Annotated in this window: 12 protein-coding genes and 1 pseudogene; 8 read left to right on the forward strand and 5 right to left on the reverse strand. The window is 74.4% G+C overall.

Translation table 11 applies throughout. The features are described 5' to 3' along the window. Positions 1-20: 20 nt before the first annotated feature. Positions 21-74 (forward strand): annotated as a pseudogene (locus tag F2B26_RS17660) (hypothetical protein); the annotation flags it as partial. On the opposite strand, the gene F2B26_RS17665 reads toward F2B26_RS17660, so the two are convergent. Beyond that, a complete protein-coding gene (locus tag F2B26_RS17665) occupies positions 56-1,225 on the reverse strand; it encodes a GNAT family N-acetyltransferase (protein ID WP_328698674.1) in 1,170 nt (389 codons plus the stop codon). The pseudogene F2B26_RS17660 and the gene F2B26_RS17665 sit on opposite strands and share 19 nt — an antisense overlap. Here F2B26_RS17665 and F2B26_RS11420 point away from each other — a divergent pair. After that, entirely contained in the window at positions 1,107-3,572 is a 2,466-nt protein-coding gene (locus F2B26_RS11420) for a DNA gyrase/topoisomerase IV subunit A (RefSeq protein WP_159809442.1), read from the forward strand. The two genes, F2B26_RS17665 and F2B26_RS11420, sit on opposite strands and share 119 nt — an antisense overlap. A gap of 3 nt (positions 3,573-3,575) precedes the next feature. Here F2B26_RS11420 and F2B26_RS11425 read toward each other — a convergent pair whose 3' ends face one another. Beyond that, complete coding sequence (locus F2B26_RS11425; protein WP_159809444.1) at positions 3,576-4,184, reverse strand: GNAT family N-acetyltransferase; 609 nt, start codon at positions 4,182-4,184, stop codon at positions 3,576-3,578. A gap of 38 nt (positions 4,185-4,222) precedes the next feature. Between F2B26_RS11425 and F2B26_RS11430 the strand changes: the two genes are divergently transcribed. Continuing rightward, a complete protein-coding gene (locus F2B26_RS11430; RefSeq protein WP_159809446.1) occupies positions 4,223-5,002 on the forward strand; it encodes an Rv1486c family protein in 780 nt (259 codons plus the stop codon). 15 nt (positions 5,003-5,017) lie between these two features. Here F2B26_RS11430 and glgA read toward each other — a convergent pair whose 3' ends face one another. Continuing rightward, positions 5,018-6,235: a glycogen synthase gene (gene glgA / locus F2B26_RS11435; RefSeq protein ID WP_159809448.1), complete on the reverse strand. Its 1,218-nt coding sequence runs from the start codon at positions 6,233-6,235 to the stop codon at positions 5,018-5,020. Between the two features lie 99 nt (positions 6,236-6,334). Between glgA and F2B26_RS11440 the strand changes: the two genes are divergently transcribed. Together F2B26_RS11440 and serB are read left to right on the forward strand one after the other, a co-directional pair. After that, positions 6,335-7,579, forward strand: coding sequence for a glucose-1-phosphate adenylyltransferase (locus F2B26_RS11440; RefSeq protein ID WP_159809450.1), 1,245 nt, complete (start codon positions 6,335-6,337; stop codon positions 7,577-7,579). A 44-nt stretch (positions 7,580-7,623) separates the two neighbouring features. Beyond that, positions 7,624-8,265 (forward strand): phosphoserine phosphatase SerB, encoded by a 642-nt coding sequence (gene serB, locus F2B26_RS11445; RefSeq protein ID WP_268891103.1) that lies wholly within the window; start codon positions 7,624-7,626, stop codon positions 8,263-8,265. A 63-nt stretch (positions 8,266-8,328) separates the two neighbouring features. Here the strand turns inward: serB and F2B26_RS11450 are convergent, their stop codons facing one another. Beyond that, positions 8,329-8,847 carry a SixA phosphatase family protein gene (locus F2B26_RS11450; RefSeq protein ID WP_159809452.1) on the reverse strand — a complete coding sequence of 173 codons (519 nt, stop codon included), beginning with the start codon at positions 8,845-8,847 and terminating at the stop codon, positions 8,329-8,331. A 119-nt stretch (positions 8,848-8,966) separates the two neighbouring features. Next, complete coding sequence (gene fabG, locus F2B26_RS11455) at positions 8,967-9,698, reverse strand: 3-oxoacyl-ACP reductase FabG (protein WP_159809455.1); 732 nt, start codon at positions 9,696-9,698, stop codon at positions 8,967-8,969. A gap of 158 nt (positions 9,699-9,856) precedes the next feature. On the opposite strand from fabG, the gene F2B26_RS11460 reads away from it, so the two are divergent. From F2B26_RS11460 to F2B26_RS11470, 3 genes are all read left to right on the forward strand, one after another. Then, a complete protein-coding gene (locus F2B26_RS11460) occupies positions 9,857-10,201 on the forward strand; it encodes a DUF3099 domain-containing protein (RefSeq protein ID WP_235929627.1) in 345 nt (114 codons plus the stop codon). Beyond that, the gene (locus F2B26_RS11465; protein ID WP_159809457.1) at positions 10,198-10,452 is read left to right on the forward strand and encodes a hypothetical protein; all 255 of its coding nucleotides are present in this window, start codon (positions 10,198-10,200) and stop codon (positions 10,450-10,452) included. The genes F2B26_RS11460 and F2B26_RS11465 overlap by 4 nt, the downstream gene beginning before the upstream one ends. After that, on the forward strand, positions 10,449-10,957 hold a 509-nt coding region (locus F2B26_RS11470), incomplete at its 3' end, for an SURF1 family protein (protein ID WP_201292713.1). The genes F2B26_RS11465 and F2B26_RS11470, both read left to right, overlap by 4 nt.

Below are 10,957 nucleotides of genomic sequence, written 5' to 3' on the forward strand. Positions count from 1 at the left end.
ACGACGGCGTCCGCATCGCGATCGACGACTTCGGGTCGGGCTACTCCTCGCTGGCCTACCTGCGCGACCTGCCGATCGACGAGCTGAAGATCGACCGGTCCTTCGTCGACCCGCTGACCAGCGACCCCACCTCGTCGCCGACGTCGTCGACCCCGACGGCATGCACCCGCACCGCCGGGTCGGCGCGCAACGACTGCGCCACCCGGTGGGCCATCGCCGCGTGCAGCGCGGCCCGCGACGAGCTGCCCGGCCCCGGGCCCACGACGACGACGGACCGCGCGGTGAGCAGCCCGCGCATCGAGACCTGCTCGGCCCGGTGCTCACGGGCCGCCATCACCGCGAGCGAGCGGTCCGTCGGGTCGATCCCGAACGAGACGGTCACCACCCCGTCCTCGGTGCGCTGCTGCACCTCGTACCCGGCGTCGCGGAACACTGCGATCATCCGGGAGTTCTGCGGCAGCACATCGGCGACGAACCGCCGCACGCCACGCTCCCGGGCCGCCGCGGCCAGGTGCTCGAGGAGCATCGACCCCAGGCCCTTGCCGTGCAGCGCATCGGCCACGGTGAACGCCACCTCGGCGGTCTCGGCGTCGACACGGTCGTAGCGGCCGACGCCCACGATGCGCTCGGCCGTGCCGGTGCCGGTCACCGCGACGAACGCCACCCGGTCGACGTGGTCGACGTGCGTGAGCCGCACGAGGTCGGCCTCCGGCAGCCGGGCCAGCGGGGCGAAGAACCGCAGGTACACCGACAGCTCGGACTGCCCGGTGTGGAAGGCCTGCAGCGCCTCGCCGTCATCGGGCCGGATCGGGCGCAGCCGGGTCGTCGTGCCGTCGTACAGCACGACGTCCGCCTCCCACCACGCGGGGTAGGCGGGGGCGTCCTCGTCCTGGGGACCGTCCGTCGTCGCACGGTCCGGCACCGCACCGGCTGCCATGGGGCGAAGCGTAGCCGGACGGTCCGCCCGCGGCCCCGCCAACGACCCGCGACGGCGCCCACGATGTCGCCGGTCCGGAGCGTGGCGTGCAGGCCCGAGGCCGCCGCCGGGTCCACAATGGGCGCCGCGCCGGGCACCCCCGGCCGCCACCAGAGTCGCGAGGAGTCGCATGGCCCGCCGTCCGAGGGGTCCGCAGACCCCACCGACCGACGTCGCCGAACGCATCGTCGACATCGACGTCTCCGCGGAGATGGAGACGTCGTTCCTGGAGTACGCGTACTCGGTCATCTACGCCCGTGCGCTGCCCGACGCCCGCGACGGCCTCAAGCCGGTGCAGCGTCGGATCCTGTTCCAGATGGGCGAGATGGGGCTGCGCCCGGACCGTGCGCACGTGAAGTCCTCGCGCGTGGTCGGCGACGTCATGGGCAAGCTGCACCCGCACGGCGACGCCGCGATCTACGACGCGATGGTGCGCCTGGCGCAGCCGTTCGCGCTGCGGCTGCCGCTCGTGGACGGGCACGGCAACTTCGGCTCGCTCGACGAGGGGCCCGCAGCACCGCGCTACACCGAGGCCCGGATGGCGCCGGCCGCCCTCGCGATGACGGCCGGGGTGGACGAGGACGTCGTCACCTTCGTGCCGAACTACGACAACAAGCTCATGCAGCCCGAGGTGCTGCCCGCCGCGATCCCGAACCTGCTGGTCAACGGCGCGACCGGGATCGCGGTCGGGATGGCGACCAACATGGCGCCGCACAACCTCGTCGAGGTGGTCGCTGCGGCGCGCCACCTCGTGCTACACCCGCAGGCCTCGCTCGACGAGCTCATGCGGTTCGTGCCGGGCCCGGACCTGCCCACCGGCGGCACCATCGTCGGCCTGGACGGGGTGCGCGAGGCGTACGCGACCGGCCGCGGGGCGTTCCGGACACGTGCGACGGCGCGGGTGGAGAACGTGACCCCCCGACGCAAGGGCATCGTCATCACCGAGCTGCCCTACATGGTGGGCCCGGAGAAGGTGATCGAGAAGATCAAGGAGGGCGTCCAGGCCAAGCGCCTGGTCGGCATCGCCGACGCGGTCGACCTCACCGACCGGCACCACGGGTTGCGCCTGGTCATCGAGGTCAAGTCCGGGTTCGAGCCCGAGGCGGTGCTCGCCCAGCTCTACCGGCACACGCCGCTCGAGGAGTCGTTCTCGGTCAACAACGTGGCCCTCGTCGAGGGTCAGCCGCGCACGCTGGGGCTGCACGAGCTGCTCACGGTGTGGGTAGAGCACCGTCTCGACGTGACCCGTCGGCGCTCGCGCTACCGCCTGGAGCGCCGCCGCGAGCGGTTGCACCTGGTGCAGGGCCTGCTCGTCGCGATCCTGGACATCGACGAGGTCATCCAAGTGATCCGCGCGGCCGACGACGCCGATGTCGCGCGGGCCCGGCTCATGTCGGTGTTCGACCTGTCGGAGAAGCAGGCCGAGTACATCCTCGAGCTGCGGCTGCGGCGGCTGACCCGGTACTCCCGGATCGAGCTGGAGAAGGAGCGCGACCAGCTCGTCGAGGAGATCGCCGCCCTCGAGGCGCTGCTCGCCGACGACCTGCTGCTGCGCACCACCGTGTCGCAGGAGATGGCCGAGGTCGCCGCGACCTACGGCACGCCGCGGCGCACCGTGCTGCTGGAGTCGGCCGGGGGCACCGCCACCGCGGCGGCCGCCCCGACCCGCGGCAGCGCCCCCGCGTCGCTGGAGATCGCCGACTCGCCGTGCCGGGTGCTGCTGTCGGCCACCGGTCTGCTGGCCCGCACCGCCGACGACGCCCCGCCGACCCGGGACGGGCGCCGCAGCAAGCACGACGTGCTCGTCGCCGGTCTGGCGACCACGGCGCGCGGCCAGATCGGGGTGGTGACCACCCGTGGCCGGGTGCTGCGGCTGCCTGTCGTCGAGCTGCCCGCGCTGCCGCCGACCTCCGACCGTCCGTCGCTGTCGGGCGGCGCGCGGGTGAGCGAGCTCGTCACGCTCGAGCGCGGCGAACGGGTGCTGGGGCTGGCCGGGCTCACCCCGGCCGACCCGCCGCTGCTGCTCGGCACCGCCGGCGGTGTGGTCAAGCGGGTGGTCCCGGGCGATGTGCCGACCAACCGCGACGAGTGGGAGGTCATCGCGCTCAAGGACGGTGACGAGGTGGTCGGCGTCGCCCATGCGCGTGACGAGGACGAGGTGGTGCTCGTCAGCTCGGACTCCTCGCTGCTGCACTTCCCCGCCGACCAGGTGCGTCCGCAGGGGCGGACCGCCGGCGGCATGGCCGGGATCAGGCTCGCCCCGGGCGCCCGGGTGGTGTTCGCCGGTGTCGTGAGCGGCGACGGCCCGGCCGAGGTCGTCACGGTCGCCGGGTCGAGCGACGCCCTGCCCGGCACCGAGGCGGGGGCGGCGAAGGTCACCCCGTTCGACGCCTACCCTCCCAAGGGTCGGGCGACCGGCGGGGTGCGCTCGCACCGGTTCCGCAAGGGCGAGGACTCCCTCATCCTGGCGTGGGTCGGCGCCGCACCGGCCACGGCGACGGGGTCGGGCGGTCAGCCGCTCGACCTGCCGGAGCCGGACCCCCGCCGCGACATGTCGGGCACGCCCCTGCCGGCACCGGTGCACGCCGTGGGCTGAGCCTCAGCGGACCAGCGTGAGCCAGTGCTCGTCGACCACGTAGCCCAGGGCGCGGTTGGCGGCCAGCGAGGCCAGGTTGTCGCCGGCCCCGCCCGTGCGCAGCGTGCGCACCCCCACGTCGACGAGCGTCCGCACACCGCACGCCTTGACCGCCGCACCCAGACCACGGCGACGGTGGGTCCGCAGGACGCTCGTGAACAGCGTCTCGGCGCGGTCCGCCTGGACCCGCATCACGGTCGCCGCCACGAGTCGGCCCTCCACATGCGCGCCGAACACCCGGCCGCCGTCGTCCCACTGCGCGCGGGTGGCCGCCACGTCGGCCGGTGGCAGCGCCATCGACGGGTCCTGGGAGTAGTCGGCCCGGTTGGCCTCCTGGAGCGTGAGCAGCTCACCGGCCCGCCCGACGTCCAGCTCGCCCACCTGCGCACCGGCCCGTCGGGCGCGGTCCACGTGCCGGTCCAGCCGCGCGAGCAGGTCGGCCGGTGGCGGTTCGGCCACGTGCAGCACGGCACCCCACGACGTGGCCACCACCCGGGCCCCGGCGTCCAGGAGCACGGCCACCTGCGGGTCGTCGTCCCGCAGGACGAGGAGGTCCTGCCCGTGCGCAGCCATGGCGGGAGGCTACCGGCGCCCGGATAGGGTCGTGCGTCGTGGCCACCGCGCTGACCCTGCCCCGTTCGGCCGTGCTCGCCGCCTGGCTCGGTGCCGGCGGTGACACGGTCGCCGCGGTGCGCGCCGTCCAGGGGGACGACGAGCCGCACACCGTGCAGGTCGAGGGCCGGACGATCTCGCTCACCGAGTACCTCGCACCGCTGCTGGCCCCCGCGGGCGGCGCACCGGGCCCGGACGTCGCCTGCGTGCTGCCGATACCCGGCGACCCCGTGGGTCTGGGGCCGAGCGTCGCGACGCAGGCGATCGAGGCAGGCGAGGCCACGCTGCTGCGGAGCACGGACGGGTGCCGCGCCCTCGTGCCGCGGGTGCGCCGGTTCGGCTCCGAGCTGGAGCCCGGTCACCACGTGTCCTGGCTGGTCACACCCGTGCTCGACTGGCGCCGGGCCGTACAGGGTGAGATCGGCACCCCGCAGGAGGCGGACCGGGCGCTGCAGGCCGGACTGGCGGAGGCGACCGAGGCACTGGTCCAGCTCGACGTCGCGCGCTGGTCGCCGGTCGGCGAGCAGGTCGAGCGGGTCCGCGACGCGGCGCTGCCGACCCACCAGCTCCCGTCCCGGCTGTCCGGGCCCCGGGTGCGGATGCTCGGCACGGCCGCCCGGGTGCGGGCCATCGTCGCGCTCGCGGCGGCCGACCCGGTGCCGAGCCCCTCGGTGTTCGTCGCCGACCAGCGGTCGACGGCGCTGCGCGAGATCGACCGCGCGGCCCGGCGGGCGCTGTCGGCGGCGACCACCTTCGTCGCCACCAGCCCCGCGCCCTGACCCGGGCCTGGCGGCTCAGCCGGCGAGCACGTCCCGGTAGACCTGGGCGGTCCGCTCCCCGATCACGTCCCAGGAGAAGTGGTCCTGGGCGCGCTGACGACCCGCCTGCCCCCAGGTCCGGGCCCGGTCGACGTCACCGACCGCCGCGGTGAGCGCCGCCGCCAGGTCCGCGACGAACCCCTCGGGGTCACGCGGCGTCCCGGTGCCGTCCTGGACCTGGTCGATCGGCACCAGGATGCCGGTCTCCTGGTCCACCACGACCTCGGGGATGCCCCCCGTGGCGGTCGCGACCACGGGCAGCCCCACCGCCATCGCCTCGAGGTTGACGATGCCCAGCGGCTCGTAGACCGACGGGCAGACGAACACCGTGCACGCCGCGAGCACCGCGACCAGCTCGGCACGCGGCAGCATCCGCTCGACCCACACGACGCCGCTGCGGCGCTCGGCGAGCGCGGCGACGAGCCCGGAGACCTCCTCGGCGATCGCCGGGGTGTCCGGGGCGCCCGCGCAGAGCACCACCTGCACGTCGGCAGGCAGCCGCTCGGCCGCGCGCAGGAAGTACGGCAGCCCCTTCTGCCGGGTGATCCGACCGACGAAGACGACCGCCGGCCGGTCCGGGTCGATGCCGAGCGCGCGGACCGTGCCGTCGGCCGCCGCGACCTCGTCGGGCTCGGTCGGCCGGCGCCAGCCGTCCAGGTCGATCCCGTTGTGCACGACCACCACGTCGTCCGGGTCGACGAACGGGTAGGACCGCAGGATGTCCGCACGCATCCCCGCGGACACGGCGATGACGCGGTCGGCGCCCTCGTACGCGGTGCGCTCGGCCCAGCTCGACAGCGCGTACCCGCCGCCGAGCTGCTCGGCCTTCCAGGGGCGCAACGGCTCGAGGCTGTGCGCCGTGAGCACGTGCGGTACGCCGTAGCGACGCGCCGCCAGGTGGCCGGCGAGGTTGGCGTACCAGGTGTGCGAGTGCACCAGCTCGGGGGTCCCGTCGATCGCCCCGATCCCGGCCACCACCTGCAGGTCGACGCCGAACGTGGCGAGCACCGGGTCGGCGGCCAGCTCGGGCGGCGTGGTGTAGCCGTGCACCCCCGGTTCGGTGCGGGGCCCGTCGAAGCAGTGCACCTGCACGTCCATCGCGGTGCGCAGCACGCGCGCGAGCTCGGCGACGTGCACCCCCGCACCGCCGTAGACGTGAGGCGGGTACTCCCTGGTGACCAGGTCGACGCGCACGGTCCCTCCCGACGTTGTGGGCCAGCTGGCGCGCACACGCTAGCGCGCCCCGGGTGTGCCGCCCGTGTGACCTGCGGCCCCTGCCGCTACTGTCGGGCCATGCGAGCAACGCCGCGCGTCCTGGCCATCGTCCTTGCCGGTGGGGAAGGCAAGCGACTCATGCCGCTGACGGCCCATCGGGCCAAGCCTGCGGTCCCCTTCGGGGGCATCTACCGCCTCGTCGACTTCGCCCTGTCGAACGTCATCAACTCCCGATACCTGCACGTCATCGTGCTCACCCAGTACAAGTCGCACAGCCTCGACCGGCACGTGTCCAAGACGTGGCGGATGTCCGCCCTGCTGGGCAACTACGTCGCCGCCGTACCGGCGCAGCAGCGGGTCGGCAAGCACTGGTACCTGGGTTCGGCGGACGCGATCTACCAGTGCCTCAACATCATCGACGACGAGCGCCCGGACATCGTCGTCGTCGTCGGCGCCGACCACGTGTACCGGATGGACTTCTCCCAGATGGTCGACGCGCACATCGAGTCGGGGGCGGGGCTGACCGTCGCCGGCATCCGGCAGCCGATCGAGCTGGCCGGTGAGTTCGGCGTCATCGAGACCGCGGCCGACGACCCGACACGCATCACCGCGTTCCGGGAGAAGCCGTCGGACCCGATCGGGCTGGCCGACTCCCCCGGCGAGGTCCTCGCCTCGATGGGCAACTACGTCTTCGACTCCGCCGCGCTCGTCGATGCGGTCACGGCCGATGCCGACGACCCGGACTCCCGGCACGACATGGGCGGCGACATCGTGCCCCGGTTCGTGGCCCGCAACGCCGCCGGGGTCTACGACTTCATCCGCAACGACGTGCCGGGCTCGGCGCCGCGCGACCGGGACTACTGGCGGGACGTCGGTACTCTCGACGCCTTCTTCGAGGCGAACCAGGACCTCATCGCGATCGAGCCGGTGTTCAACCTCTACAACACCGCCTGGCCGGTCTACACCGGGTACATCGGGCTGCCGCCGGCCAAGTTCGTGCACGCCGGCCCCGGCCGGCTCGGGCACGCGGCCGACTCGATCGTCTCCCCCGGCACGGTGGTCTCCGGGGCGACGGTGTCCGGGTCGATCCTGTCCCCCGGCATCAACCTGCACTCCTGGGCGCAGGTGACCGACTCGGTGCTGTTCGACGACGTGCAGGTGGAGCGGTACGCGCACATCCACCGCGCGATCATCGACAAGAACGTCGTCGTGCCCGAGCGGTGCCGGATCGGCCTGGACCACGAGCACGACCGCGCCCGCGGGTTCACGGTGACCGAGTCCGGCATCACGGTGGTGCCCAAGGGGACGGTCATCACCTCCTGAGCGGGCGACGGGACGCTCACCCGGCCCAGGTACGCTGCCGGACCGTGACCAGCACCGCCCGTCGCCGGCTCGTCGTGATGGACGTGGACTCCACGCTCATCACCCACGAGGTCATCGAGCTGCTCGCCGAGCACGCCGGCTCCCGCGAGCAGGTGGCGCGGATCACCGAGTCGGCGATGCGCGGCGAGCTCGACTTCGCGGCCTCGCTGCACGCGCGGGTGGCGACCCTGGCCGGGCTGCCGGTGAGCGTGTTCGACGATGTGCGGGCCCAGCTGGTGCTGACCCCCGGCGCCGCCGAGCTGCTCGCCGAGCTGGCGCGCCGCGACTGGCCGGTCGGGCTGGTGTCCGGCGGGTTCCTCGAGGTGGTCGCCCCGCTGGCGGCCGGGCTGGGCATCACGATGGCACGCGCCAACCGGCTCGAGGTGCACGACGGCGTGCTCACCGGCCGGGTGCTCGGGGCCGTCGTGGACCGCGACGCCAAGGTGGCCGCCCTGCGCGACTACGCCGCGGCCACCGGGATCCCGCTGGCCGACACGGTGGCGGTCGGCGACGGCGCCAACGACCTGGGGATGATCGAGCTCGCCGGGCTCGGCGTCGCGTTCGACGCCAAGCCGGTGGTGGCTGCCGCAGCCGATGCGACCATCAGCGGCCGGCTGGACGCGCTGCTCCCGCTGCTGGACCGCTGACGGCGCCGCGTCAGGCGGGCGCCGCCGGGTGGATGCCCGACCGGCACCCCGCACGCTCGCCCGTCAGGCGGGCACGCGCAGCGCCGTGAGCCGGGCGCTCCCGGCGGCCAGCGTCTGCCAGTCCCCCGCCGGTTCCAGCAGCGACCAGGCCGCCGTCGGCACCCCGAGCCGGACCCGGTCGAGCACCTGCGGCGCCGAGGTGCGGCCCGCGAGCCGGGCCGCAGCGGCGGACATCGTCGGCTCGTGCCCGACGACGAGCACGGTCGCGACGGCCGGTCCCACCTCCTGCAGCAGCGCGAGCAGCTCGGGCACCCCGGCGTCGTAGACCTCCTCGCGCACGTCGACGCTCACCTGCTCGGCGGCCGGGCCGAGGGCCGCACGCAGCAGGTCCCAGGTCTGCCGGGTGCGCAGCGCCGAGGAGCACAGCACGTGATCCGGGACGAGCCCCTCAGCGAGCAGCTGGGCGCCGACAGCGCTGGCCTGCCGCCGCCCGGCCAGGGCCAGCGGACGGGCGTGGTCCGGACCGGCGCTGGCCTCCGCCTTGGCGTGACGCAGCAGGACCAGCCGGCGGGGTGAGCTCATCCCCCCATCGTGGCACCCCGGCGACGGCGCCACGGCCGTCTCAGACCCCCAGCGCGGCTCGCCACGGCGACCTCCCCGATGTCACCCGAGGGAGGTCGCCGTGGTCCGGACCGGGTGCGTCAGTGGCCCATGCCCAGGCCGCCGTCGACCGGGATGACGGCACCGCTGATGTAGGCCGCGGCAGGTGAGGCGAGGAACTGCACGACGTCGGCGATCTCCTCGGCGCGTCCCCACCGGCCGGCCGGGATCGCGGCGAGGTACCGGGCCTTCACGTCGTCGGGCAGGTCCTGGGTCATGGCCGTGTCGATGAAGCCCGGCGCCACGACGTTCGCCGTGATGCCACGTCCGCCCAGCTCACGCGTGATCGACCGCGCCAGCCCGATGAGCCCCGACTTCGACGCGGCGTAGTTGGTCTGGCCCGCGCCGCCGTACATCCCGACGACCGAGGAGATGAGCACGATCCGCCCGCGACGCGCCCGGATCATCGAGGTGCTGGCGCGCCGCGCCACCCGGAAGGCGCCGGTGAGGTTGGTGTCCAGCACATCGGCGAAGTCCTCGTCCGACATCCGCATGAGCAGCCCGTCACGGGTGATGCCGGCATTGGCGACGACCACCTCGACGGGCCCCTGCTCGGCCTCGATCGCGGTGAACGCCGCGTCGACTGCGGCCGTGTCACGCACGTCACCGGGGACGCCGAGCACGCCCGCGGGCAGCTCGCCGGACCGGTGCAGCGTGGCCACCCGGTCCCCCTGGGCGACGAAGCGCTCGGCGATCGCTCGGCCGATCCCCCGGCTCGCGCCGGTGACCAGGATGCTGCGGGCAGGGGCGGAGGTCGTGGAGGTGTCAGGCACGAGATCCGACGCTAGCCGACGGTCTCCCGGACCCCGACGACGGGCGCGCACGAGTTCGTGGCCCTCCCTTGTCGGACCTGCACAACCCGGTCCCCACGAACGGCCGGCGGCCGGCGGCCTCACAGGCCACCCGCAGGCGGCGCGACTACCATCACCCGGTGAGCACCGGCCGCATCGCCGGCCCCCCGCCGGGGCCGTCCGAACCGTCGGGCGACCCGGTGTCCATCACCACGGCCCGCCCGCCGCTCACCGACGACCTCGGCCGCCGCCAGCGCCGCTACCTGCTGCAGATGAGCGTGCGCGTCGTGTGCTTCGTCGCCGCCGTGCTGGTGTGGGGCAAGGTGCCGGTCGTGGTGTGCATCGCGCTCATGGTCGCGGCCACCGTGCTGCCCTACGTCGCGGTGCTCGCGGCCAACGCCGCCGGTCAGCGCCGCGGCACCCTCACCCCGACGACCGCCCGTCTGCTGCCGGCCGGTCCACCCCCTGACCAGGAGCCTCGATGACCACCGAGCCCGTCCCGGACACCGTCGGCGACCTCGTCTGCTCGGCGCGACGCTGCGGCGCCACCGCCACCTCGGGACTGCTGTGGAACAACCCGGCGCTGCACACCCCCGCCCGTCGCAAGGTCTGGCTGGCCTGCCCCGAGCACGTCGAGCACCTCTCGCAGTACCTGGACACCCGCGGCTTCCTGCGCGACGTGGTCGACGTCGACACCCTCGTGCACGACGAGCCGGCGGGTCTCGACGCCCGATGAGCCGGTGGCGCCGGCCTGCCGCCATCGCGCTCGTCGGACTCGTGGTGGCGACCACGTGCGTGCTGCTCGGCCGCTGGCAGTGGCACCGGCACGTCGCCAAGGACGCCGCGATCGCCACCGTCGAGCGCAACTGGCAGGCCCCCGCCGTGCCGATCGAGGCGGTGCTGCGTCCCGGCGGCACCCTCACGGCCGACCAGCAGTGGCGCACGGTCACCGTCACCGGCCGCTACGAGCCGCCCTCCACCGTGCTGCTGCGCGGGCGAACGGTCGACGGCCAGGGCGTCTACCACGTGCTCGTGCCGTTCACCGCAGCGGACGGGACCGTGCTCGTCGTCGACCGCGGCTGGATCCCGGCCGGTGACGACCCGGACAGCCCGTCCGCGGTGCCCGCCGCGCCACCAGGCACCGTCACCCTCACCGGGCGCCTGGTGCTCGCCGAGCCGTCGGTGAGCCGTCCCGCCCCGGCCGCGCAGGTGCGTTCGACGGCCGTGCGGGACGTGCTCGC

The sequence above is a fragment of the Cellulomonas citrea genome (assembly GCF_009829685.1).
Lineage (GTDB): Bacteria > Actinomycetota > Actinomycetes > Actinomycetales > Cellulomonadaceae > Cellulomonas > Cellulomonas citrea.

What these genes read in the sequence shown, in the direction of transcription:
- F2B26_RS11420 (WP_159809442.1), top strand. Translation starts at nt 1,107, where the DNA reads ATGGCCCGCCGTCCGAGGGGTCCGCAGACCCCACCGACCGACGTCGCC.
- F2B26_RS17665 (WP_328698674.1), bottom strand. Translation starts at nt 1,225, where the DNA reads ATGACCGAGTACGCGTACTCCAGGAACGACGTCTCCATCTCCGCGGAG.
- F2B26_RS11425 (WP_159809444.1), bottom strand. Translation starts at nt 4,184, where the DNA reads ATGGCTGCGCACGGGCAGGACCTCCTCGTCCTGCGGGACGACGACCCG.
- F2B26_RS11440 (WP_159809450.1), top strand. Translation starts at nt 6,335, where the DNA reads ATGCGAGCAACGCCGCGCGTCCTGGCCATCGTCCTTGCCGGTGGGGAA.
- F2B26_RS11450 (WP_159809452.1), bottom strand. Translation starts at nt 8,847, where the DNA reads ATGAGCTCACCCCGCCGGCTGGTCCTGCTGCGTCACGCCAAGGCGGAG.
- F2B26_RS11465 (WP_159809457.1), top strand. Translation starts at nt 10,198, where the DNA reads ATGACCACCGAGCCCGTCCCGGACACCGTCGGCGACCTCGTCTGCTCG.